The 25,034-nt window shown below is 27.6% G+C and carries 20 protein-coding genes and 1 riboswitch; of the genes, 12 read left to right on the plus strand and 8 right to left on the minus strand.

Annotation, left to right across the window (positions count from 1 at the left end; translation table 11 throughout):
* Nucleotides 1-14: 14 nt before the first annotated feature.
* From tsaB to ACPKM0_RS02320, 4 genes are all read left to right on the plus strand, one after another.
* Nucleotides 15-713 (plus strand): tRNA (adenosine(37)-N6)-threonylcarbamoyltransferase complex dimerization subunit type 1 TsaB, encoded by a 699-nt coding sequence (tsaB, locus tag ACPKM0_RS02305; protein WP_472473181.1) that lies wholly within the window; start codon nt 15-17, stop codon nt 711-713.
* Nucleotides 714-831: 118 nt separating this feature from the next.
* Entirely contained in the window at nt 832-1,758 is a 927-nt protein-coding gene (gene trxB / locus ACPKM0_RS02310; RefSeq protein WP_472473182.1) for a thioredoxin-disulfide reductase, read from the plus strand.
* A gap of 143 nt (nt 1,759-1,901) precedes the next feature.
* Nucleotides 1,902-3,347 carry a glycogen synthase gene (locus tag ACPKM0_RS02315; RefSeq protein WP_472473183.1) on the plus strand — a complete coding sequence of 482 codons (1,446 nt, stop codon included), beginning with the start codon at nt 1,902-1,904 and terminating at the stop codon, nt 3,345-3,347.
* Nucleotides 3,344-4,636, plus strand: a complete 1,293-nt coding sequence (locus tag ACPKM0_RS02320; protein ID WP_472473184.1) for a glucose-1-phosphate adenylyltransferase — start codon at nt 3,344-3,346, stop codon at nt 4,634-4,636. Before ACPKM0_RS02315 ends, ACPKM0_RS02320 begins: the two co-directional genes overlap by 4 nt.
* 112 nt (nt 4,637-4,748) lie before the next feature.
* Here the strand turns inward: ACPKM0_RS02320 and ACPKM0_RS02325 are convergent, their stop codons facing one another.
* The 5 genes from ACPKM0_RS02325 to ACPKM0_RS02345 all read right to left on the minus strand — a co-directional run bounded on the left by ACPKM0_RS02325 (nt 4,749) and on the right by ACPKM0_RS02345 (nt 11,083).
* The gene (locus ACPKM0_RS02325) at nt 4,749-8,009 is read right to left on the minus strand and encodes a hybrid sensor histidine kinase/response regulator (RefSeq protein ID WP_472473185.1); all 3,261 of its coding nucleotides are present in this window, start codon (nt 8,007-8,009) and stop codon (nt 4,749-4,751) included.
* Between the two features lie 70 nt (nt 8,010-8,079).
* Nucleotides 8,080-8,790 (minus strand): selenium cofactor biosynthesis protein YqeC, encoded by a 711-nt coding sequence (gene yqeC, locus ACPKM0_RS02330; protein ID WP_472473186.1) that lies wholly within the window; start codon nt 8,788-8,790, stop codon nt 8,080-8,082.
* 2 nt (nt 8,791-8,792) lie between these two features.
* Nucleotides 8,793-9,203, minus strand: a complete 411-nt coding sequence (locus tag ACPKM0_RS02335; RefSeq protein ID WP_472473187.1) for a (deoxy)nucleoside triphosphate pyrophosphohydrolase — start codon at nt 9,201-9,203, stop codon at nt 8,793-8,795.
* Between the two features lie 15 nt (nt 9,204-9,218).
* Entirely contained in the window at nt 9,219-9,614 is a 396-nt protein-coding gene (locus ACPKM0_RS02340) for a hypothetical protein (RefSeq protein WP_472473188.1), read from the minus strand.
* Nucleotides 9,611-11,083, minus strand: coding sequence for an NAD(P)H-hydrate dehydratase (locus ACPKM0_RS02345; RefSeq protein WP_472473189.1), 1,473 nt, complete (start codon nt 11,081-11,083; stop codon nt 9,611-9,613). The genes ACPKM0_RS02340 and ACPKM0_RS02345 overlap by 4 nt, the downstream gene beginning before the upstream one ends.
* A 58-nt stretch (nt 11,084-11,141) precedes the next feature.
* Nucleotides 11,142-11,231: riboswitch (TPP riboswitch) on the plus strand.
* A 55-nt stretch (nt 11,232-11,286) separates the two neighbouring features.
* Here ACPKM0_RS02345 and ACPKM0_RS02350 point away from each other — a divergent pair.
* From ACPKM0_RS02350 to ACPKM0_RS02375, 6 genes are read left to right on the plus strand one after another with little or no spacing between them, the layout of a single operon-like run.
* Complete coding sequence (locus ACPKM0_RS02350) at nt 11,287-12,321, plus strand: thiamine ABC transporter substrate-binding protein (protein WP_472473190.1); 1,035 nt, start codon at nt 11,287-11,289, stop codon at nt 12,319-12,321.
* A gap of 25 nt (nt 12,322-12,346) precedes the next feature.
* Nucleotides 12,347-14,041 carry an ABC transporter permease gene (locus tag ACPKM0_RS02355; protein ID WP_472473191.1) on the plus strand — a complete coding sequence of 565 codons (1,695 nt, stop codon included), beginning with the start codon at nt 12,347-12,349 and terminating at the stop codon, nt 14,039-14,041.
* A gap of 8 nt (nt 14,042-14,049) precedes the next feature.
* On the plus strand, nt 14,050-15,075 hold the full coding sequence (locus ACPKM0_RS02360) for an ABC transporter ATP-binding protein (protein ID WP_472473192.1): 1,026 nt from the start codon (nt 14,050-14,052) through the stop codon (nt 15,073-15,075).
* 46 nt (nt 15,076-15,121) lie between these two features.
* Nucleotides 15,122-15,703 (plus strand): hypothetical protein, encoded by a 582-nt coding sequence (locus ACPKM0_RS02365; protein WP_472473193.1) that lies wholly within the window; start codon nt 15,122-15,124, stop codon nt 15,701-15,703.
* Between the two features lie 17 nt (nt 15,704-15,720).
* Nucleotides 15,721-16,737 (plus strand): caspase family protein, encoded by a 1,017-nt coding sequence (locus ACPKM0_RS02370; RefSeq protein WP_472473194.1) that lies wholly within the window; start codon nt 15,721-15,723, stop codon nt 16,735-16,737.
* A gap of 47 nt (nt 16,738-16,784) precedes the next feature.
* On the plus strand, nt 16,785-17,792 hold the full coding sequence (locus ACPKM0_RS02375; RefSeq protein WP_472473195.1) for a caspase family protein: 1,008 nt from the start codon (nt 16,785-16,787) through the stop codon (nt 17,790-17,792).
* On the opposite strand, the gene uvrB is transcribed toward ACPKM0_RS02375, so the two are convergent.
* From uvrB to ACPKM0_RS02390, 3 genes are read right to left on the minus strand one after another with little or no spacing between them, the layout of a single operon-like run.
* Nucleotides 17,789-19,864, minus strand: a complete 2,076-nt coding sequence (uvrB, locus tag ACPKM0_RS02380; protein ID WP_472473196.1) for an excinuclease ABC subunit UvrB — start codon at nt 19,862-19,864, stop codon at nt 17,789-17,791. The genes ACPKM0_RS02375 and uvrB overlap by 4 nt on opposite strands.
* Nucleotides 19,864-21,141, minus strand: coding sequence for a S1C family serine protease (locus ACPKM0_RS02385; protein ID WP_472473197.1), 1,278 nt, complete (start codon nt 21,139-21,141; stop codon nt 19,864-19,866). The genes uvrB and ACPKM0_RS02385 overlap by 1 nt, the downstream gene beginning before the upstream one ends.
* 27 nt (nt 21,142-21,168) lie before the next feature.
* Nucleotides 21,169-22,125 (minus strand): PfkB family carbohydrate kinase, encoded by a 957-nt coding sequence (locus tag ACPKM0_RS02390; protein WP_472473198.1) that lies wholly within the window; start codon nt 22,123-22,125, stop codon nt 21,169-21,171.
* A gap of 105 nt (nt 22,126-22,230) precedes the next feature.
* Between ACPKM0_RS02390 and ACPKM0_RS02395 the strand changes: the two genes are divergently transcribed.
* Both ACPKM0_RS02395 and ACPKM0_RS02400 read left to right on the plus strand, forming a co-directional pair.
* Complete coding sequence (locus ACPKM0_RS02395) at nt 22,231-22,698, plus strand: hypothetical protein (protein ID WP_472473199.1); 468 nt, start codon at nt 22,231-22,233, stop codon at nt 22,696-22,698.
* Between the two features lie 102 nt (nt 22,699-22,800).
* On the plus strand, nt 22,801-24,504 hold the full coding sequence (locus tag ACPKM0_RS02400; RefSeq protein ID WP_472473200.1) for a glutamine--tRNA ligase/YqeY domain fusion protein: 1,704 nt from the start codon (nt 22,801-22,803) through the stop codon (nt 24,502-24,504).
* The last annotated feature ends 530 nt before the right edge of the window (nt 24,505-25,034 follow it).

The raw sequence follows: 25,034 nt of genomic DNA on the forward strand, positions 1-25,034 counted from the left end.
ACAAAGGAAAATAGATGAATATTTTAGCAGCAGATACAAGTACAACAACATTATATTTATGCTTATTAACTGACTCTTCAAAAACTTCTTTTTCAATTTCGGGTGGGCTACAACATAGTGAAAATTTGGTCCCAAATATAATTAAACTAGTAGAAAATCAAAATCTTAAACTATCTGATATTGATCTATTAGTTTGTACAAAAGGACCTGGTTCTTTTACTGGCCTTAGAATAGCTATGAGTGCACTAAAAGGTATAAGTTTAGCTAGTAATACTCCTCTTGTTGCTATTGAAACAAATAGACTGTTAGCTTCCCCTGTTTCATTTTTTGATGGAACTATTATGACAGCAATTGATGCTAGAAAAAAACGTTTTTATATATCCCTATTTAGAAATAATACTAGGATTACTAAAGATTTAGATATTAATGAAGAAGAAATTATTGAATTATTGACTAATGAAAAAAGAATTCTTATTACAGGACTAGATGCTAAAAAAATATATGACAAATTAATAGCTTTTGATATAGAAAAAAAATTACCAACATTAAAAATATTAGTAGATACATCACAATATGATTTAGCTTATCATTTAGCTTTACTTGGTAAAGAAGAATTTGAAATAAATGGAGCAGCACCAATAGGCTTTGGACCTTCATATATTAGAAAAAGTGATGCAGAGATGGCATTAGATTTAAAAAGAAAACAAAAATAATATCAATAAAATAAACTATCACTTTGATAGTTTATTTTATTATGTGACTTAGTAACTTTTCTTTTATTCTTGCTTTGATTATATTTACGTTATAATATATTTATGAGGTTAATAAATCATGATAAAAACAGATATTCTAATTATTGGTGGTGGAGCTGCAGGACTTGCTGCTGCACAATATGGTGCAAGAGCAGGAAGAAGTGTACATGTAGTTGAAAAATTAGCTACTGGTGGTCAATTTATGTATATTGATATGATAGAAAACTACCCAGGCTTTGTAGAACCAATCTCTGGATTTGAAGTAGCCGATAGAATGCAAAAACAAGCTGCTAATTTTGGAGCAAATTTTATATATGATGAATTTGTTTCTTATGAAAAAAAAGATGACACATTCTTTGTAAAATTAAAAAATGAAGAAGTTGAAGCACTAGCTTTAATTTGGGCAACAGGTGCAGAGCATAGACATTTAAATATTCCTGGTGAAGAAGAATTTTCAGGTAGAGGTGTTTCATATTGCGGAACTTGTGATGGACCATTCTTTAGAGGCAAAAAGATTGTAGTTATCGGTGGTGGAGATACAGCATTAACAGATGCAATATATTTAAGCAAATTATCTGATGATGTAACTATTGTACATAGAAGAAACAGATTTAGAGCACAAGCTAATTTAATAGATCAAGTAAATAAAAGTAATATTAAATTAGAATTAGAATATAAACCTCTTGAAATTATAGGTGATCAAAAAGTAAATAGTATCAAACTAGAAAGCACTAAAGATGGTAGCACAAAAACACTTGAAGCTGATGCTGTATTTATTTTTGCAGGCATGCTTCCTCAAACAGATTTATTAGATAAATCTTTACTAGATAATTGGGGATATGTTGCAACAAATGGCAAGATGGAAACTTCTTTAAAAGGTTTTTATGCAATTGGCGATGTTAGAAATACTCCTTTTAGACAAGTTGTTACAGCCGTTAGTGATGGAGCTATTGCAGCTCATCAAGCTACAGAATATATAGATGAAATAAATAATAATAAATATTAATTATTGCTATTTTGAATACAATATATCAATCCTTTCATTTTTTGAAAGGATTTTTTATGTTTTTTACAGAATACTAATATTTTTTCACTATCGAATAGATTTAAATTCTTGATTTAAATATTTATGCCGTTATAATATGAGATATGAATATATTTATGATTACCAGCGAAGCTGTACCTTTTTCGAAATCAGGTGGACTTGCAGATGTTGCAAGTGCTCTCTCAATTGCCCTAGCTGAACTAGGCCATAATGTATCAGTTCTAATGCCTGCCTACGGTTTTATTAATTTAGATGACTTTTCTTCTCCAATTGCTAACTTTGATATAGAATTGAATAGTAAAAAAGAAAATATTGAAGTTGTAAAAACGACTTTAAAAAATGTTGACTTTTATGCTGTAAAGCATCCTTATTTTACTGAAAGAAATGGGATTTATGGAGATACATCTTTTACTCCATATGCTGATAATTTTGAAAGATATATTCTATTATCAAAAGCTATATTTCCATTATGCAAAAAAATAGATTTGAAAATAGATATTTTACATGCTCATGATTGGACAGCAGGCTTTGCTCCATATTTATTAAAACAAAATAAAGATAAATATTTTAATAAGTGTAAATCAGTTTTCACAATACATAATTTAGCATACCAAGGTACATTTCCAAGATTAGATGCTATAAAAGCTTCTATAGAGATAGAAGATGATATATTTAATGGTGACTCAATTAACAAAACAGTTAATATGTTAAAAGTTGGACTTCTTTATAGTGATTTCATCACAACAGTAAGCCCAACATATGCAAAAGAAATTCAAGAAAAAGAACTAGGTTGCAATCTAGACCATATTCTAAAGAAAAGAGAAAGCTCATTATTTGGTATTATTAATGGTATAGATTATGATGAATGGAATCCTTCTACAGACGAATTTTTTACAACTCATTATGATATAAATAATTTAGAAGGGAAAAAACAACTTAAAAGAGAAGTCCAAAAAATATTTAACCTAGAAGTTAACGATAATATTCCATTAATAAGTATGATTTCAAGAATAGCAGAACAAAAAGGATTTTATGAATTACTCGATGGAGAAAACGCTCTTGAAACTATATTAAAAAACAATGATTCACAAGTTCTAATTATAGGAACAGGTGATGAAGAAATAATTAGAAGATTAAAAATATTAGATGATAAATATGATAATTTATCATTAAATATAATGTTCAGTAACAAATATGCACACATGGTTGAAGGAGCTAGTGATTTCTTCTTAATGCCTAGTAGATATGAACCATGTGGATTAAATCAATTATATTCACTCAGATATGGAACCTTACCGATTGCAAGAAAAACTGGTGGACTTGCTGATACTATCATGGATATTGGCGAATACCCACAACAAGGTACAGGATTTTTATTTTCTCAACTAGAAAGTCATGATATAATTGATACAATAAAACGAGCTTTAAACGTTTATTATAATGATAAAAATAAACTAAATAAAATGATTGAGAGAAGTATGAATTTTGATTCGACATGGTCACATTCAGCTCAATCTTACGAAAAAATCTATTCAAAGGGGTTATCATGAGAAAACAAGAAGCAGTAGCTATCATCCTAGGCGGGGGAAAAGGAACAAGACTTTATCCTCTAACAAAAGATAGAGCTAAACCAGCTGTTCCATTTGCAGGAAAATATCGACTTGTAGATATTCCAATTTCAAATTGTATTAATAGTAATATAATGCAAATTTATTTATTAACACAATTTAATTCTGCATCCTTACATAATCATATTAATAATACTTATAAGTTCGACACTTTCACTCAAGGCTTTGTTGAAATTTTAGCTGCTGAACAAACTTTACATAGTGAAACTTGGTATCAAGGTACTGCTGACGCCGTTAGAAAAAACCTAATACACTTTAAAGACACTCAAGCTAAATACTATATTATCTTATCAGGTGATCAGTTATATAGTATGGATGTTAATGATATGCTTGAAAAACATATAAATTCTGGTGCTGAATTAACTATTGCTGCTAAACCAATTTCAAGAAAGCAAGCTACAGGTCTTGGTATTATTGGAGCTGATGAAGAAAGTATTATCCAAAAATTCTTAGAAAAACCTGCTGATGATTTAGATATTTCAGAGTATAAAATTCCTGAAACCCTAATTACAAGCAATTTAAATAAAAAAGCTGATGAATCAAACGAATATTTAGCTAGCATGGGAATTTACATATTTAATGCAAAAACTATGGAAGAAGTTTTAAATAATGATTTAACAGACTTTGGTAAAGAAATAATTCCTGATGTTATTAAAACAAGAAAAGTAAACGCATACTTATTTGATAGTTTCTGGGAAGATATTGGAACAATAAAAGCTTTCTTTGATACCAATCTTAATTTAGCTACAATAACACCAGAGTTTGATTTCTACAATGAAGAAATGCCTATTTATACTCATAGAAGACATTTACCTGCTACAAAAGTAAACTTCTGTAACATTAGCAATTCATTAACAAGCGAAGGTTCTATTATTACTAATGCATATATTGTTAACTCAATTATTGGGGTTCGAACTTTTATTGAAAGTGGAGCATCACTAGATAGTGTTTATTGTATGGGAGCTGCTGCATATGAAACAGCTGAAGAAAGACTAGACAATAGTAAAAAAGGAATACCAAATATTGGTATAGGACGAGGAACTATCATTAAAAAAGCAATTATTGACCAAAATGCTAGAATTGGAAATGGTTGTAGAATTGGAGTAGATGATATCCCACGTGAAGATGTAGATAAAGAGATGTATTCTATTAGGGACGGTATTATCGTAATTAGAAAAAATGCCATTATTCCCGATAATACAGTCATTTAAATAAATACATTTTTGAGGTTGCATAATAAGCAACCTCTTTTTTTTACTTGAAAAACAATCTGAAATCAATACAAATTTACTACAATAATAAAGAATAAATTAATATTAGAATTTATAAATATTTTTTTAAAGTATCAATTAATAAATTCATTTGAATTGGTTTTCTTAGGTGATCATTCATACCAACTTTTATACTTCTATCTACATCTTCATCGAAAGCATTAGCACTAAGCGCAATAATTGGTACTGTTTTAGCATCTTTTCTATCAAGTTCACGTATCTTCATTGTTGCTTCTAATCCATCAATTTCTGGCATCATTATATCCATTAATATTAAATCAATATCTTTTTCACTAGACTCTTTAAATATATTAACAGCTTCATTACCATTTTCAGCATGAATTGTTGAAATTCCTAATTTTTCTAAAATAGTTTTAATAACCATTGCATTAATTTCATGATCTTCAGCAATTAATATCTTTTTATTTTCAAATGTTACTTTTGAAGTTTTTCTTGATTTAGCTTTATTATTTTTTACAAAGTCTTTTTCAGATATAACTTTAATTGGTAATTTTATTTGTACTTTTGTACCTTTATTTAATTCGCTCTCTAAAGTTATTTCACCATTTAATTGCTTAACCAAATTTGAACAAATTGCTAACCCCAAACCTGTTCCACCTTCAGTATCACTTAAAGAATTTTTTTCTCTTGAAAAAGGAGTATAGATTTTATCTATGAAATCTTTACTTATTCCAACTCCACTATCTTCAATTGTATGAATAGCAAACAATTTTCCATTTTCCTTTACATTTTTAATTAAATAAATAACTTTCCCATTTTGATGAGTATACTTTAAAGCATTATTTAAAATATTTAATATAATCTGCTGAACTCTTAATCTTTCGATAATCTGATATTTATAATATGGCTTTTCATGCTTAAAAATAAAGTTTATATTTTTTTTCTTAGCTTGATTTTCAGCAATTGTAATTATCATATTATAAAATTCATCTATATCAATTGCATCAAAAGTTAATTTTACTTGGCCAAGTTCTAATTTATTCATATCTAAAATATCATTTAGTAGACCTAATAAATAAGTGCTTGAATCATTAATCTTATTAAAATATTCTATATAATCTACAGAATCATTTGAAATACCTAACTCTGATAAACCAATTATAGCACTTAAAGGAGTTCTAATTTCATGACTCATTCTTGATAAGAATTCGCTCTTAGCATTTGCTGCTTGAGTTGCTTGTAATAAAGCTTCTTTTAAAACAACTTCATGTTCTACTCTATTAATCATTTCATTTGTTACATTTTCTTCAACAATTAATATGATTGGATCATTTTCATGAGCTTTTATAAAATGACATCTACGAAGAGAAACCATATTACAACCATCATTAATTCGGTAATCAAACGTAAAATTATCCTTATATCTCATTCTTTCTCTTACATTTTCAATATCTACTTGAGAATATACATATTCTTTATCTTCTAAATGAACATATTTCTCTATAAAAACGCTCCATTCATCTTTATAAATTCTGTTTAAATTAGAAGCATTAGTAACATCTTTTAATTGTGTTTTACTAATAGACATATGAGAATTTAATAAATTAACATATGCTAAGTAAACAAAATGAGATTTAAAAATAGCATCTAAAGATAGCTGAGATATAGTATTCTCAGTAACATCATAAAAAAATATGAATGCAATTATTTCTTTAGTTTGCATATCAAAAAATAATTTGATTATATTCGAAATATATAATAAATCGTTTTCTTTAGTGATAAGTTTATATTTATATTCTAAAACTCTCTCACCTTTTTCATAATGTTCGATTAATGATTTTTGACTTAGTCTTGTGTATAATAATTCTCCATTCTTAACAATAACACCTGAACTTAAGAAATAATCTAATAAATTAGATAGTTTATTTTCTTTGTTTTTATTAATATTAACTCCATGTCTAGTATTGAAATCAATTACAAAATCTCTTGAAACATTCATTTCAACCATGGTAATCAAGCCTAGTCTATTATCAAAACTTTTCCTTCTCTCAATTTCAAACCATTTTTCAGATATCTTTGCATCGTTAATATTTTCAATAGAAACCCAAGAACTGTATGGTTTCCCAAATTTATCCTTTAAAATAGAAAAATGTATTCGAACCCAAGTGTATGAACTATTCCTACTAGGAAATACCCTAAGATCAATAGTTACATCATTTTCTCCTAATTTTACTTTTTCAAAACACTCTTGGAATAAATTAATATCTTCATAATAAATAATTTTTCTTGTAATAAATACTTTAGAAGCATTTTCTACCTTATTCCCATAAAAATAATAATCTAATATAGAATCAGAATAATTTTCTATAGTATCATCAGTAATATTGTATTCCCAAGTAGATATTGAACATTTTTTTAATGCATCGTTAAATTTTAACTCTATATTCTTTATATCATTAACATTAGTAGCACTGACTATTATTTTATCTTGATTTAATTCTTTATCAAAAATCTTTGTACCATTTAGTTTCATCCAAATTGGTTCTTCAGAAAAAAAGGAAATTGGTAAAGTTATTGAACTAGAACCTTCTTTTAATATGGAATTTATAGTATTTTGAACCAATCCAAAATATTCTAATGGAATAATATTATTAACCCTAACATAATCATAAAAATTAGGGATATCATTTGTAAACCCATCATCTATATTATTGCTTAATATAACAGCTTTACTAGTATCTGGGAAAAAATAAAAAATCTTTATTTTCTCTTGATTTAGGATTGTTTTGAAAAAGTTATTTGAAATTTCTATTTCTTCTTTACTTTCTTCACTATTTTTTAACAAAAATATTAATTTTGATGTTAAAGAATCGCTAACAAAAAGAGCAAATAATGTAAAAACATAAAAAGAAAGAATAAAAAATATTTCTCTAGAATAATCTAATTTTAAGCTATTAAATACAGTTTCAAGTGCTATAATATATGTTACAAATAATAATTGAATAATAACTTTTATTTTTAATTTATAATGTGATGAAACTAAAACTATAAAAAATTCTAATAAATAAAAACCAAAAGAGAATAAAACATCATTTTTAGGAATAAAAAACAACAAATATATAAAATAAATAACAACTAATATATTGTGGTAAACATCAAATTTATCCTCTTTTTTAATTAAATTATATATAACTATTAAAATAATAAATATAAGATTTAAAACAATTTTTGGCAAAATAAGAGAATCAATGACAAAAGAATATCCTAGATTTATTATTTCAACAAACAATAAAAAAACAAACATTTTATTTATACCAAAAACAATTATTTCATTTTTTTTAATATTTTCCATCTATTCTTCCCTATAGAATATTCTAATACCATAAAAATAGATAAACAAGCAAAACTTATAATTTATCTACCTATTTTGAAATTAATAAGTTCTTTTTAATTGATCCTACTAATATAGGATAATCAGATTTTAATTCATAAAGAGATTTTGCAACATTTTCACTAACTAAATCACTTTGATTGAACAAAATAATTGCCTTATGATTTTTTTCAATACCTTTTAATAATGCATCCTCATCATTAATCAATTTTTGATAATAATTATTATCTACTATTTCTGTAGAATTTTCTCCCATACAAACATTAGCTGCCATGTCATTGAAAGATGATAACCCCGCTATAGCGATAACTGAAGTTACCCCATCTACAATAACAGGATCTCTATCGCTATGGATTTTACAAGGTAAACATCTAGCACCATCAGCTTCAATAATTACAACATCATATTTTTTTGTTAAAATTGGAAATATTTCCAATCTAGGAGATACTGCTTTTTTAGCATTAACTATATGTTTTTCTACATATAAAACAGACTCCCCTTTTTTTGGTGAATGATTAAAAAAGGTAGATTCATCTATAAACACTTCATCTACTTCAAAATCGAAAAATCTTGGTGCTTGTATTTTTGTCGTAGTAGTTAATAATACTTTATTACCTTTAGCTCTATAATATTTACCAAGTTCTATTAAAGTCGTAGTTTTTCCACCACCACCTGTCAAAGCAATAACTAGCTTTCCATCATTTGGATTTATTATTTCATCTATTTTATCAAAAAGTTTCATTCTTATTTTTCCTTATCAGCTTCAATTAATTGGTTAATTATCATTTTATCACTATTTGCAAAATTATAATTGCTTAAATTATCAAGCTTTTCCCATTTTAATTGTGTATGCACACTTAAATCTAAATTCTTAATATCATTTTTAATAATTACTCTATGTGCTTTTAAAAAATAATGAGTTCCTTTGTTATCGAACTCACAAGTAGCTAGCTCTTCTAGAACTTCTACATCAATACCTAATTCTTCTTTAAACTCTCTCTTTAAGGTATCACTTACACTTTCACCCCATCGATTTTTTCCACCAGGGAATTCCCATTTATTTGCAATTGAGCCTTTATCGATTCTTTTTCCAATTAATATTTTATCATCATTAAAGCAGATACCTGCTGTTGTAATTCTTTGATTAGATTCCATAATTTCTTTCCCTTTTTATAACAAGACCCAACTTGGTAAAAGAAAATGTAAAAGAGCAACAGTAAAATTAAAGATTGCCATTCTTACATAAAGTTTCTTTTTTTCTTGATTAATTATTAGTTTTTCTTTACTTGTAAATAGGATTATATTGTACCATATAGATGAAATTAATAAAGCAATAGTTACTATTAAATCACCTAATATAATTGGTCCTGGAACAGTAGGAAAAAAACAATTTAAAATTGTTAAAAAATACCCTAAAAACATTACAAATATAAAGATACCTTTATTATTTAATAAATATTCTCTCATATTCAATAATATAGGGATTCTTATCCCATATTCTTGAGTTATTAATAATAATCCTGTATATATCAAATAAATATTTGTAACAAACCAAATCTGCATCATGACAATTGTATCCCTATATATTTCATTAATTCTTCACTTGTATAAAAGCCTACATCTTTATTCGCTAAGAGACCTGCTTTAGAGTGAATTTTAACCCCTTCAATTGCACTATTATATAAATCTTTTGTATTCGCTAAAAGAGATGAAATACATCCAGCTAAAACATCCCCACTACCTGCAACTGCTAAACTTGGGTTTAAGTTCTTAATAATTATTGGCTTATTATTTGGTGAAACTATATAAGTTACACTAGCTTTACATACTATAACAGAATTTAATTTAGAACTTAAATCTTTCAAGCTTTTTATAAAATCTACTGTATTATTTAAAGAATAATCTACTAATACAGCATCAGCTAATGCTTTCAATTCTCCCAAATGCGGGGTAAATATAATTTGTTTATTATCCATATTAATTCTTTCTTTTTTATATAAATTGGCAAAAGCTCTAATTCCATCTGCATCTATTACCATAGGCTTATTAAAGAAAAGTAATTTCTTTAATAAATGTTCACGATTATTAGACCAGCCAGGACCTACTAAAATAGCATCATATGGATTTAAATCAAAATTATCTTTAATAATATTTACAATTATTGAAGGGCTCTCTGTTGCTACAATATTGTATATATCTTTATCACAAAAAACACTCACTAAACCACATCTACTAGTAAATGCAGCTTTAGAAGTTAATCTAAGAGCTCCACTGTATTGAGTACTTCCTCCAAAGACAGCTAAATGACCTCTACTTTTTTTATAATCCGTCATAGCTAGTGCTTTTATATTATGATTTAAGGACTCCTCAATATAAGCACTTTCTTCAACCTTTGAAATTGCAAAAGGTGGAAAGCTTGGATTAATTTCTATTATTTGGCCACATTTTAAAATGTTTTTATGAAAATAATATAGAAGCTTTAAGGGGCCCATGCAAAAAGTATAATTGGCATTAATAGAAACTTCATTTACGACATCACTTATGCCGCTTGGAACATCAACGCTATAAACTATAGCATTACTCTCATTAATATTATTAATAAGTTTTTCACTATTAACTCTGATCTTACTTTTTAAACCAATAGCAAAAATACCATCAACTATTATACTTGCATCATTAATTTCTCTAAAAACTAAAGAACTATCATCATCTATAAATATAGATTCAACATTATATTTTTCTAATATCTTTTTTTGTATTAATGTACTTTCACTAAATTTGTTAGAACAATATAGTATTTTAATATTGTTAAATCCATCATTAATAGCACATCTTGCTATTACTAATGCATCCCCTCCATTATTACCACCACCAGCGACTATCAATATTTTATCTGAATGCTTAATTTTATTCTTCATATATTGCCAAGCTTTTAGCCCAGCTTGTTCCATTAATATTATACCAGGTTGATTAAACTCTTTTTGAGAAATTTCATCTATTTTAGCAATAGATTCACAATAATATAATTTTTCCATGCTTTAATGTTACTCTAATGAAATATACTTGACAAGAATATTTTACATTATTAATCTAAGAAACGTCCTGGGGTGGCTTTTTTGCCTGAGATAAAACCCGTTTACCTGATCTGGATAATACCAGCGTAGGGAGACATCTGTTATTTATCTTAAAAATAATAAAATATTACCCTGAGGCCAAACTTTAATTTGGAGGCTTTTTTATGAAAAAGTTTTTTTTAATTGTTGTGGCCTTTGTTGCTACAACATCTACTCTATTTGCAGCTGGTGCAAAGGAAACTGAAGAAACTGTTAATCCTAATGAAATTACAGTTTACGCTTATGATGCTTTTTGTGGAGATTGGGGTCCTGGTCAAAAAGTTGTTGAAACTTTTGAAGAAAAAACAGGTATCACAGTAAATCTAGTTTCAGCTGGAGATGCTATTGAAATGCTAACTAAAGCTCAATTAGAAAAAGAAAACCCAATAGCAGATGTAATTGTTGGAATTTCTAATGACATGGCTATGAAAGCATATAACAGTGATTTATTTGAAGCTTATAATTCAAGTGCTTTAGAAAATATCCCTGAATTCTTACAATTTGATGAACAAAAAAGATTATTACCATTTGACTATGGTAACTTCGCGTTTGTATATGACAGTGAAAAAATAAGTGAAAGTGACCTACCTAAATCTCTTAATGATTTAACAGATTCTAAATATAAAGATAAAGTACTATTAATTGATCCTAGAACTTCATCTGTAGGTCTTGGGCTTCTTATTTGGACAAGAGAATTATATGGAGAAAATTACTTAGATTGGTGGGAAGCTATGAAAGATAATGCATTAACCATTACTGAAGGTTGGTCTAGTGCTTATGGTATGTTCACAGCAGGGGAAGCTCCAATTACTCTATCTTACACTACATCTCCTGTTTATCACGTAATGTGGGAAGAAACTACAAGATACCAAGCAATTATTTTTGATGAAGGTCATAGTGCAACAATTGAAGGTGTTGGTATATTAAAGAGTAGTAAAAAGAAAGAAGCAGCTAAACAATTTGTTGATTTCTTATTAACTGATGCACAAAATGATATTGCTTGTGCGAATTCAATGTACCCAACTAACTTAAATACAGATTTACCTAGTGCTTTTGAATGGGCACCAAAACCAAATGTTACATTAAGTTTAGAAGCTAGTGATATTGAAGATAATCTTGATACATGGTTAGATGAATGGACAGAGGTAATGAGCAGATAAGCTTATAATAATAATAGAGGAAAGTATGAAAAAAAAATATTTAGACAATAGAGATTTATATGAGAAGATAATTCCAATTCCTTCTTTAATCTTACTTTTTCTTATTTTTCTACTTCCTCTATTTAGTACTTTATCTAATGCTTTTATTATCGATAATAAATTTACTTTTAGACCATTTATTGAATTAATTAGTGATTCATACACTCATAGAATTCTACTTTTCACTATAAATCAAGCCTTTTTTTCAACTTTGCTTTCTTTAATTATTGCACTTCCGGGGGCATACCTATTAGTAAATTATCAAATAAAAGGTAGAAAATTAATATTAGCTATTTGTACAATTCCCTTTGTACTTCCTGCAATTTTAGTAATACTAGGGTTTGTTACTTTTTATGGTAATAATGGATTTTTAAATGTTATTCTTATGAAATTATTCAACCTTGAAAATCCACCTTTGAAAATCTTATATTCTTATAAAGCTATTATTATAGCCCATGCTTTCTACAACTTCCCTATTATCTTAGTATTAGTAACAACTTATTGGGAAAATTTAGATTATAAACTCGAGTTATCTTCACTTGTTTTTGGAGCAAGTAAATTCCAAACTTTTATACATATAACATTACCTAGATTGATAGTTTCTATTATATCTTCTTCTCTTCTAGTTTTTCTATTTTGCTTTACAAGTTTTTCTATAATACTAGTTTTAGGAGGAGGCCCTAAATATACCACCATGGAAGTTGAAATATATAGAAGAGCTAGAATATCTATGGATTTAAATAGCGCTTCATCATATGCTATAATTTCCATATTATTTTGTATTATTCTTTTAATTCTATATAACAGATTCCAAAGGAAAGCAACAACAAAAGAAAATGTATATAAAAGTTTATATAAAAAAGAAAAAAAGCCTGTTTCTAAAATAGGGTTAATTCTAAGCATTATTTATACTTTTTTCGTAGTTTTATTTGTTTTATCGCCAATAATATCTATTATTATCAAATCATTTCTTGCATCAAATACAAGAAGCGATCAAAGTATTTTTACTCTTAAATGGTATAAACAATTATTAGGACTAAGTTCAACTACAGGAGTTATGAAATCAAGTTTTGATTCAATAATAAACTCATTAAAAATTGCTTTAACTGTTGCTATATTATCAACACCATTATCACTTTCATTAGCTATTGCTAGCAAAAGAGATAAATCAAGATCTTCTCTTTTTGTGGAATTACTATCAATGCTACCTTTAGCTGTATCGTCAGTAATTATAGGTCTTGGTTATTATTTAATAGCTGCTAAAATAAAAAATTCGGGTGGATTAATTTTAGTCATTCTTGCTCATCTAATTATCGTACTACCTTTTAATATTAGAGCAATAACACCTGAAATTAGAAAATTACCCCCTTCATTAAAAAACAGTGCCATGACATTAGGGGCCAGTGGATTTAGAGCTTTTTTAAATATTGAAGTACCTTTATTAAAAAGTTCTTTAATAAGTGGTGCAATATTTGCTTTCGCAATTAGTATGGGAGAGGTTAATGCAACATTAATATTAGCTTCCTCTTCTATTGTCACAATACCAGTTACTATGTATAGATTAATTGGATCGTATAATTTTGGTGGAGCTTGCGCTTTAGGTACTATATTAATAATTGTTTGTTCTATAGTATTTATTAGTAGTGAATATTTAAAAAAAGATAATAGTAAATATATATAGAGTAGATTATGAAAAACAATATAGAACTTAAATTAAAAAAACAATTTGACCAGTTTTTATTAGATATAGATTTAAATTTAGAAAAAGGACAACTAATTTCTTTATTAGGTCCTTCTGGATGTGGAAAAAGTACAACCCTTCAATTAATTACTGGATTAATTGATAATGATGAAGGCCATATTATTATTGATGATCAAGATATTTCTAAATTAAAAGTTAATGAAAGAAAAATTGCTATGGTCTTCCAAGATTATGCATTATATCCTCATCTTAATGTTGAAAAAAATATTGCTTATCCATTAAAGATAAAAAAAGTAAAAAAAGATATTAGAAAAAAAAGAGTTAAAGAATTATTAGAACTAGTTGGACTATCAAATTTTGAAAATAGAAATATCGAAAGCCTTTCAGGAGGAGAGAGACAACGTATAGCATTAGCTAGAGCTTTAGCATTTGAACCAAAACTTCTATTATTAGATGAACCTTTATCAGCTCTAGATGCTAAAATGCGTAATCACTTAAGAGATGAAATTAGAAGAATTCAAAAAAAATTAAAAATTACTATGATTTATGTTACACACGATCAAAGCGAAGCTCTTTCCATTAGTGATACTATTGTATTAATGAATAATGGGAAAATTGAAATGTGTGCAACACCTGAAGAGATATATAATAACCCTAAAACTAAATTTGCATCAACTTTTATCGGTGCTGGGAATTTTATCCCTTCTAATATTCTAAATTATAAATTAAATAAACCAATTGAAATAGATTCATCTTATTTCTTTAGATATGAATGTGCATATTTAATAGATAGAACAAAATTTAATGTAAAAGAAATTCTACCACATATTATTTTAGAAAATGCTAATGTTCTTTCTTGTGAATTTAGAGGTCTTTTTTATATAATAAAGTTGTTATATGAAGATGTATGTATATATGTGTATTCAAAAACTAAGCCCATTGTAAAGAATGTAGATATATGCATAAAATTAAAAGACTTAAAAGAATTTAAAAATGATTTATTGATAGAATAAAGCAATAATTGAAAATATTGTATTAATAAATAAATAGGAGTATCAATTGAAAAAAAGTATTATATTTTTATTTATCTTATTAATTACAACATCTTCTTTATTTGCAGTGGAAGTTGGGTCAAAATTTGATTATGGTTTTACTTATTGTCCATCTATAACTTTAGATGATAGTGATGATTTACCCGTTTATTCATCAGTTTCTTCAATGTATGATATTGAACCACTATATTTTAAAATAAAAAAAGAAGAAGTTGGAGCTTACTTATCTATACTACATGTTTCTAGATCAATTGTTTATAGCAATACTTATTTAAGAGAATTTTCTGCAATCGGTCTTGGTTTAGATTGGGGTCATAACTTTAATGAAACTATCAAAATAAATACAAAACTTGCTTTAGGTGTTGGCACCTTAGGTGAATCTACTAGCAAGGAAATGTATATCAATATGGCATTTGTTCCATCATATAAAATAAATGATAACGAAGATATTGATATTAATTTAAACCTTATTGTTAATGTAATTTATAGAAAATATTTATTATCACCTACCGTTGGTTTAGGGGCTACTATAAACCTTGATTGGGATACCGATAATAATTCAAATACTAACAATGGCTTTAATTATTAATTTAAAGGGATTATTGAATGAAAAAACTTTTTATACCTATACTTTTTCTTATTCTAACTTTAACTAGTTGTGAATTATTTTATGAAGAAGTTACTTATAATAAAATTAATATGATAACAATAGGTTTAGATTATAGTAATACTTATCAACTATATTGGTCACCAAGATCAAATTCATATGAAGAATATGATTTCAGTCTTGATGCAACAATAAATGATGCAACAGATGTTGAAGCATCATTTGAAGATCTAAGTAATAATAGAGATATAGATATAACATATACAGGATACTCTTACCTTCAAGAAGGTGCTAGTTATTCTAGTGAAACTATTAGTGATGAATTTTATCCAAGTAAAGAACATATAATTACTGCATTAGAAAATTTAAGCGACATTTCAGATGATAATACTATAAATATCATATATTATTCAGGTCATGGAACATATGATGTTTATGATAGTTTTACAACATACGATTATGATGGCGCTTGGGTATTAGCAACAACTGATACAGATACAGGGGAATCTGACTTTTCAACTGAAGATCAACTACTAAGCATAGAACAAATTTATGAACTTTTAGAAGATGTTGAAGGTTATACCGTAATTATTTCTGATTCCTGTTACTCAGGTAATTTTTATCAAGATAGTGAATATTCTTTATCTGAAGATGATTTTTCACTCTCTGCTGCACTTGAAAAATTATTTAGTTCAGGCAGTGATGATTCTTCTATCTTTTTTATCAGTGCTTCTTCCAACGATGAAAGTTCATATGAGTTCCCAGATGGATGGAATAGTAGATTACATGGTGTCTTTACTTATGCTTTACTTGAAGGGCTTGGCTGGGATGATGATGAATTAAAAATTACTGAAGATATTCCACCTGCAGTTGAAGATGGTATATTAAGTCTTGATTCCATAGTAAGTTATATAGATGAAAATTTAGATTATGAATATTTTGATTATTATGATTTAGATTCACAAGAATTACAAACTTCAGGTTGGAGATACGATTTAGTTTTATTTGAATATTAAAAGCAATATGTAAATAAATATTATTCATAATATTAAGAGAAGGTATTATGAAAAAAATATTATTATTTATATCCATCACTATTATAATGTGTAGTTGCAGTTTATTTGATATAAAAACTCCAACTGAAATCAATTTAGTCACAATAGCTTTAGATTATAAAAATGCACCTAATATTAACAATCTATATGGTACAATTAATGATGCTAAAGAACTAAATAAAGCATTAAGTTTAATGAGTGAAAGAAATCAAGTAAATTTTAATAGTCATAATTTCTACCAAATTGGAATAGATTATTCTAATGAATATATTTCACAAATTACATATCCTAGTAAATATAATATTATTGAAGCAATTAAAAATTTAAATAAAAAATCTAGTGAGAATTCAATAAATATAATATATTTTTCCGGTCATTCTGATTCAAATGGGAATCTATTATTAGCTACAACTAATACTAATGATGGATCATATTTTTTCACAGACAATGATACAATTTGTGAAAATCAAACTTTAAGTGTAGATGAGTTATATGACAACTTAAATAATACAAATGGAAAATTTATTATTATCTCAGACTCTTGCTACTCAGGATCTTTATATAAAGGAAACTCATACTCAATCGAAGAAGAGATATTTACATTCAATAAAGCTTTTGAAAATCTATTTAGTAAAGAAAGCAAAAAATCCAATATATATATTTTAAGCGCTACAGAAAAAGATAATACAGCTCATGAACCGGGATACAATGTTGGAAATAGACAACATGGTTATTTTACAAAAGCCTTATTAGAAGGCTTAGGATGGTGTGATGGGGAAAAAGGAACTCTATCAAGTCAAATATTACCAGATTATACAGATAAAGATGGAATCCAAGGAGTATTAGCTGAAGGTGATCCTCCAGCCATAAATAAAAAAATTCTTAGTATAGATTCCCTTTATGAATATATAATAGAAAATCAAGAAATAAATCTTGTCTCTGATAGTGAATTTGTACCACACCAATACCCTTGTATATCGAGTGGAAGATTTGATGTTGCTTTATTTACATATTAACTTGTAATATCTTGATTTTTAACTTTTTCTATCTCATCACGAATTAAAGCAGCCTTTTCGAATTCTAAATCTTTAGCATATTTAAACATTTCTTTTTCTAATTCTTTAATATATTTATTTCTACTTTTCTTTTCTAATAAATTATAAGAAGAGCGTCTAATATTTAATTCACCTTCAACGTCTTGTTTTTTCTCTTCTTCTTCTCTTTCTATGATATCTTCAATTGCCTTTTCTATTGATTTTGGCGTAATACCATGTTTTTCATTATATTCCATTTGAATAACACGTCTTCGATTAGTTTCATTTATTGCTTCTTCCATAGCAATACTTTCTTTATCGGCATACATAATTACTCTACCATCAGCATTTCTTGCAGCTCTACCAATAGTTTGAATTAAGGATGTTGCAGACCTTAAGAAACCAATTTTATCAGCATCTAAAATTGCAACTAATGAAACTTCAGGTAAATCTAAACCTTCTCTTAGTAAATTAATACCAATTAGAACATCGAATACACCTTTTCTTAAATCTCTTAATATTTCTACTCTTTCAATTGTTCCAATATCACTGTGTAAATATCTTACCTTTAATCCTAAAGAACTCAAATAATCTGTTAAATCTTCACTCATTCTTTTTGTTAGTGTTGTGATTAATACTCTTTTCCCAATTTTAATAGTATTATTTATTTCTTTATATAAATCTTCCATCTGCCCTTCAGTTTTTCTAACTGAAATTTCAGGATCTAAAAGACCTGTAGGCCTAATTATTTGTTCAACAAGATTGCTAGCTTCTTCAATTTCTCTCTTACCTGGAGTTGCAGATACATAAACTCTTTGATTAACAATTTTATCAAATTCTTCATATTTTAATGGTCTATTATCTAGGGCTGAAGGTAATCTAAAACCAAAATTCACTAAATTAAGTTTTCTTGATCTATCGCCTTCATACATTGCACCAACTTGTGGAAGAGTAACGTGTGATTCATCTATAAAAGTCACAAAATCTGATGGAAAATAATCTAATAAAACAGCTGGTCTAGAGCCTTCTTTTCTATTAGTCAATTGTCTAGAATAATTCTCTATTCCTGAACAGTATCCAATTTCTTTTAATAACTCTATATCATATTCAACTCGACTTTGAATCCTTTGAGCTTCTACAGCTTTTCCCTGGGAATCAAAATATTCAATTCTATCTTTAAGTTCATTTTGAATTCGACCTAACCCTTCTAAAACAGCTTCATGAGGCATGACAAACTGTTTTGCGGGGTAAAGTGAAAATCCTTCTACACTTTCTTGTTTTTTATTATTTAAAGGGTCAAACCATGAGATATCTTCAATAATATCCCAATCAAGTGTAATTCGAACAGCGTTTTCTAAGTAGGAAGGATATATTTCAATAACATCACCTCTTACTCTAAATTTACCACGTTCTAATACACTATCGTTTCTCTCATATTGCATTCTGACCAATTTATCTAATTCACTTCTATGATCAAAAACAGTACCTACTTTAAAAACATTAACCATGTCTTTAATACTAACAGGACTACCTAAACCATAAATACAAGAGACTGTAGATACAACAATAACATCACGTCTTTCCATAAGAGAAAAAGTTGCAGATAAGCGAAGTCTATCTATTTCATCATTGATATCAGCAGTTTTCTCAATATATAAATCTTTTCCAGGGACATAAGCTTCAGGTTGATAATAATCATATGTTGAAACAAAATATTCAACAGCATTATTAGGAAAGAATGTTTTAAATTCTCTATATAATTGAGCTGCTAATGTTTTATTATGTGATAAAATTAATGTTGGCTTATTTATCTTTTCTATGATTTTAGCCATAGTATATGTTTTACCACTTCCTGTAACACCTTTTAATACTTGAGTTTGCTCCCCATTCTTTATACCTTCACTAAGTTTATCTATAGCTTGTGCTTGGTCCCCTGAAGGGTCATAAGGGGAAACTACATGGAGAGCTAAGGTTTTTCCACCTTGAGCTTGATGATGATAATTTTCTACTAATTCACCACCCCATTTTAAATCAACTTTTAATTCATCACTCATTATTGAACAACCTTATCCATTTCTTCACTTCGCTCAACTAATTCGACGGTTTTAACTAACTCATCACCTTCTCTATTAATTGTTACTTTTACTTTATCTCCCATTCTAGTAGTTAATAAAGCATTATAAAAATCATTATAACTTTCAATAGGTTTATTATCAATTTTAGTTATTACATCACCACCTAAATATAGGGTTGAAGCACCATAAGCTATTTTAATATCGCCACCTTTAAGACCTGCTTCATCAGCTTTTCCACCGTTAACAACTTGACTAATTAAAACACCTTTTTCTACATCTAATCTTGCATAATCGGCTAATTGTTTTGTAAGTTGAACAGGCACTATATCTATCCAACCCCGCATGACTTTACCATAATTTATTAAATCTGGGATAATTGACAATATGGTATCAATAGGAATTGCAAAATTCATACCTGACTGACCATTTTCACCATAAACGGAAGTATTCATTCCAATCATTTCATAATGAGAATTTAATAAAGGGCCCCCACTATTACCTGGATTTATACTTGCATCGGTTTGAATCATTCCCATAATTATAGCATCATCACTAGTTTGTACAGCTCGATCTAAACCACTTACAATACCAGTTGTTAATGTTCTATCGTACCCATATGGATTTCCAATAGCGTAAACTTTTTGACCAACTTTTAAGTTAAAACTATTTCCTAAATCAACAGGAACTAGTTCTTTTTTTTCAACATCTATTTTAATTAATGCTATATCATCAACACTATCACTACCTGTAATAGTTGCACTATAATAAGATCCATCAGATAATGTTACAATTATATTATCTAAATCTTCAATTACATGGTAATTAGTTAGTATATCACCTTTAGAAGAGAGAATAACACCACTTCCCGACTTATTAGTTCTATTATAGGATACAACATCACTGGTTGAAGAACTCCCTGATATATGGACTACACTATTGCTACATTTTTCATATAATTTAATATTATGCATTTCTTCACTAGTATATAACCAAGAAGAACTATCATCTAAAACTAAAGAAACACTATCTTCATTATAAAAAATTTCATCCACATTAACATCAGCTAAAGATAATAAGCCCCTCTCACCTTCTTCTTCTAAAACTTTTTGCACATTTTGTTTAAGCTTATTCTTTTCATATTCTTTAGATAACTTATTTGACCAATTATATATTAATATAATAGAAAAAATTAATAACAGTATTAATAAAGTTAATATAATAAATCTAAATAATCTGTTTTGTGGTGTTTTATTCATAGTAATAATCCATTTAGTTTTTACATTTTATTTATTTATAATACTCTCAACTTCATCACAAGTTGGAGGATTACAACCATTTTTCGAACAATTTAAAGAAGCACTGTAACAAGCATATTTTAATGCTGATTTAATAACTGATTCATTTAATCTAAATTTTGGACTTTCTCCATCATCTCCAAATACACTATTCTTTGATAAATAAGCTAATAAGGAACCTGAGAACGTATCACCTGCTCCAATTGTATCAACAACTTCTACTTTATAATTATCTTGATTATATACATCATCTTTTGGAGTAATCCAAGTAGCACCTTTACTACCTTTTGTAATTACGATATGAACATCTTTATTTATTGTTTTTATCTTTGAAACAGCTTCTTCAATTGAAAGACCTTTATAAATAAAGGATAAGTCTTCATCACTTAACTTAATAATATTTGCAATTTCAAAAAAATCATTTAATTTTTTTTCCCAATTTGGTATTTTTACTACTTCTTGAGCTCTAATATTTGGATCTACAAAAATAATTGGCTTAGGTGTTTTAAAAGATAATACATCAAGAATAGCAGAACTAGTCGGATTCATAAGCATTGAAAGAGATCCAACGTGAATAACTTTTATATCTGAATGCATTGATAAAGCATTTAATAACTGTTCACTTTGCATAACCATTGAAGCTGTATTTTTAATATAAAAATCATATTTAGCACTTCCGCTCTCTTGTATTGTTGCCAATGCCAATGTAGAAGGAGCTGAATTATTACACAATTCAGGATCAAAAAGAAGTTCTTGTTCAACTAAATAATCAATTACTTTTAAACCATTCGCATCTTGTGAAATTGGTGATAAAAAAGCAGTTGGAACATCATGTTTTATACATGCTACTGCTGCATTTAATCCACATCCACCAAGATGTATATCATATTTATTATTACCATCATCTACTAAATCTATAACATATTCACCAATTACAAATACCATGACTTACCTCAAATATTATTTTAACTAAATTTATAGCAAATATGATTATAATACATTCTATTTATTATTGCACTATTATATATAGTTTTCTATAATCTAGTTGATATGAAAAAAATCACACCTAGAGAAATGAAATGGATAAATAAAGGTAAATATAGAAACCTTGGATATAATAGAATTGAAGCAAAAGGAAATAATAGTTATTTCTATGCAATAAGCAATGAAGATTTTACTTTTAAAAGTAATCATTATTTAAATAATAAAGATTATTCAATCTATATCTCAATTAGTGACATTACATATATAAAATTAAATTTTAATGATGATTTATCAATAACTACTTCTATAAAAGGGTATAAAGTTGAAACCTCTATAGACAAAAATAATTACATTAATCTCGATAATATTATTATCTCAATTAATAGAGTTAATGATAATTTTGAAATCTTAGTTAATGAATCTACAATACTAAAAACAAATTTACCTGCTGCAAAAGATGCTGTTACATTTGGGTTTTTATTTAACAATGAACATTTTGTTAAAATTGATAATATTCAATATATAAAAAAATAATATTTTAATCTCTTTTGTTTCTACATACTTTTCTTTAATTACCGCATCATGCTATTATAGTCTTTAAGTTAAGGCCCCTTTGAAAGGGCAAAGGACGGAGAAATGGAGTTAGAAGAAAAAAAAGAAAAACCTCTAAACTTTTTAGAAAAAATCATTGAAGATGATTTGAAAAACAACCGTGTACCTAATAATAAAATTATTACACGTTTCCCACCAGAACCTAATGGTTATTTACACATTGGTCACATTAAATCTATTTGTTTAAACTTTGGTTTAGCACAGAAATACGGTGGAACTTGTCATTTAAGATTAGATGATACAAACCCAACAAAAGAAGATGTTGAATACATTGAATCTATTAAAGAAGATATCAAATGGTTAGGCTTCGATTGGGAAGAACATGAATACTATGCATCTGATTATTATGACAAATTATATGAAGTTGCAGTACAGCTTATAAAAGATGGAAAGGCTTTTGTTGATTCTTTAACACCAGAAGAAATGAGAGAATATAGAGGGACTTTAACAGAGCCTGGTAAAAACTCTCCTGATAGAGATAGAAGTATTGAAGAAAACTTAAGATTATTTTTAGAAATGAGAGATGGCAAACACCCAGAAGGAAAGTATACTCTTAGAGCTAAAATTGATATGTCTTCTCCTAATATTAATATGAGAGATCCAGCTCTTTATAGAATAAAATTTGCTCATCACCCTAGAACAGGGGATAAATGGTGCATTTATCCTATGTATGATTATACTCACCCTATCAGTGATGCAATTGAAAACATTACTCACTCAATCTGTACTTTAGAATTCGAAGATCATCGTCCTGCATACGATTGGGCAACAGAAATCGATGGAATTGAACATGCTCCTCATCAATATGAATTTGCTAGATTAAATATTAACTATATGCTAATGAGTAAAAGACGCTTATTAAATCTTGTAAATTTAAAACTTGTTGAAGGATGGGATGATCCTAGAATGCCAACAGTTAGTGGAGTTAGAAGACGTGGTTATTCCCCTGAATCAATGAGAGATTTCATTGATAGAGTTGGGGTTGCTAAAACTGAAGGTGTTGTTGATTATTCATTAATGGAATTCTGTGTTAGAGAAGATTTAAACAAAAGAGCTACTCGTTTAATGGCTATATTAGATCCTATCAAATTAGTTATCGACAATTATCCTGAAGATAAAGTTGAATACTTTGAAGCAATAGATAATCCAGAAGATCCAAATTCTAAAACTCATATGATTCCATTTTCAAGAGAAGTTTATATTGAAAGAGAAGACTTCATGGAAGTACCTCCTAGAAAATATCATAGACTTTATCCTGGAAATGAAATTAGACTTAAATACACTTACTATGTTACTGCAACTAGTTTCGAAAAAGATGAAGATGGTAAAATCACAACTGTTCATTGTACTTATGACCCAGAAAGCAGAGGTGGAACAACACCTGATAAGAGAAAAGTTAGAGGTACAAGCCATTGGGTTTCTGTTAATCAAGCAATTAATGCAGAAGTTCGCTTATATGATAAATTATTCAAAAGTGAATACCCAGGAAAAGACACTGGCGACTATCTTGATGATTTAAATCCTGAATCTTTAGTAATTGTAGAAAATGCTAAAATCGAACCTTATGCTAAAGAAGCACAAGTTGGAGAATATTTACAATTTATTAGAAACGGATATTTCTGTGTTGATAGTAAAGATAGCACTGATGATCATAAGGTCTTTAACAGAACAGTAACACTAAGAGACTCTTGGGCTAAAATGAAAAAGAAAATGGGTATAAATAAATAAACAAATAAAACCATTTACTTTAAATAAAAAAGGACTATTTCTCTCTTTTGAGATTTAGTCCTTTTTATATTTAAGATAAATTAAAAGAAGAGATAATTTTAATAAAATTAGATACATCATCAGTAAGTGTGGGTAAAATTTAATAAATTAAAGTTAATTAATATCAGTAAATTGGAATTGTAAAAAAATAAATAAATATTTTTATACAATCATGACCACCCTTCAACAGGATGTTTTGCTCTGAGGCTATAAATCTCGGGTTTACCATCAGCGTCTCAAGAAGCTTTTCGTGTACTCCTGTCCACTCCATGTGTCATTGCCTCTTTTGCTACTACTCAAGTAGTATTTCTACTACTTGCTACATTTAAAATGATTTCTTATTCTTTAACGTAAGCGTATTTTGATAGCAATTTGAGCTTTTTATTGATTCTTAGTAGTCTATGATTATGATTTTAATTACAAATAATTTTGAAAATAAAAAAGTGTTGAAAAAAATAAAACCCCAAGAGTGGAATCCTACCACAATTGAA

The organism is Pleomorphochaeta sp. (assembly GCF_050031695.1).
Lineage (GTDB): Bacteria > Spirochaetota > Spirochaetia > Sphaerochaetales > Sphaerochaetaceae > Pleomorphochaeta.

Bases quoted from the DNA above. Each gene is read 5' to 3' on its own strand.
- ACPKM0_RS02350 (WP_472473190.1), top strand. From the start codon at position 11,287: ATGAAAAAGTTTTTTTTAATTGTTGTGGCCTTTGTTGCTACAACATCT.
- ACPKM0_RS02335 (WP_472473187.1), bottom strand. From the start codon at position 9,203: ATGGAATCTAATCAAAGAATTACAACAGCAGGTATCTGCTTTAATGAT.
- ACPKM0_RS02360 (WP_472473192.1), top strand. From the start codon at position 14,050: ATGAAAAACAATATAGAACTTAAATTAAAAAAACAATTTGACCAGTTT.
- yqeC (WP_472473186.1), bottom strand. From the start codon at position 8,790: ATGAAACTTTTTGATAAAATAGATGAAATAATAAATCCAAATGATGGA.
- ACPKM0_RS02395 (WP_472473199.1), top strand. From the start codon at position 22,231: ATGAAAAAAATCACACCTAGAGAAATGAAATGGATAAATAAAGGTAAA.
- ACPKM0_RS02355 (WP_472473191.1), top strand. From the start codon at position 12,347: ATGAAAAAAAAATATTTAGACAATAGAGATTTATATGAGAAGATAATT.
- ACPKM0_RS02345 (WP_472473189.1), bottom strand. From the start codon at position 11,083: ATGGAAAAATTATATTATTGTGAATCTATTGCTAAAATAGATGAAATT.
- ACPKM0_RS02370 (WP_472473194.1), top strand. From the start codon at position 15,721: ATGAAAAAACTTTTTATACCTATACTTTTTCTTATTCTAACTTTAACT.
- uvrB (WP_472473196.1), bottom strand. From the start codon at position 19,864: ATGAGTGATGAATTAAAAGTTGATTTAAAATGGGGTGGTGAATTAGTA.
- ACPKM0_RS02315 (WP_472473183.1), top strand. From the start codon at position 1,902: ATGAATATATTTATGATTACCAGCGAAGCTGTACCTTTTTCGAAATCA.
- ACPKM0_RS02390 (WP_472473198.1), bottom strand. From the start codon at position 22,125: ATGGTATTTGTAATTGGTGAATATGTTATAGATTTAGTAGATGATGGT.
- ACPKM0_RS02375 (WP_472473195.1), top strand. From the start codon at position 16,785: ATGAAAAAAATATTATTATTTATATCCATCACTATTATAATGTGTAGT.
- trxB (WP_472473182.1), top strand. From the start codon at position 832: ATGATAAAAACAGATATTCTAATTATTGGTGGTGGAGCTGCAGGACTT.
- tsaB (WP_472473181.1), top strand. From the start codon at position 15: ATGAATATTTTAGCAGCAGATACAAGTACAACAACATTATATTTATGC.
- ACPKM0_RS02385 (WP_472473197.1), bottom strand. From the start codon at position 21,141: ATGAATAAAACACCACAAAACAGATTATTTAGATTTATTATATTAACT.
- ACPKM0_RS02320 (WP_472473184.1), top strand. From the start codon at position 3,344: ATGAGAAAACAAGAAGCAGTAGCTATCATCCTAGGCGGGGGAAAAGGA.
- ACPKM0_RS02340 (WP_472473188.1), bottom strand. From the start codon at position 9,614: ATGATGCAGATTTGGTTTGTTACAAATATTTATTTGATATATACAGGA.
- ACPKM0_RS02400 (WP_472473200.1), top strand. From the start codon at position 22,801: ATGGAGTTAGAAGAAAAAAAAGAAAAACCTCTAAACTTTTTAGAAAAA.
- ACPKM0_RS02325 (WP_472473185.1), bottom strand. From the start codon at position 8,009: ATGGAAAATATTAAAAAAAATGAAATAATTGTTTTTGGTATAAATAAA.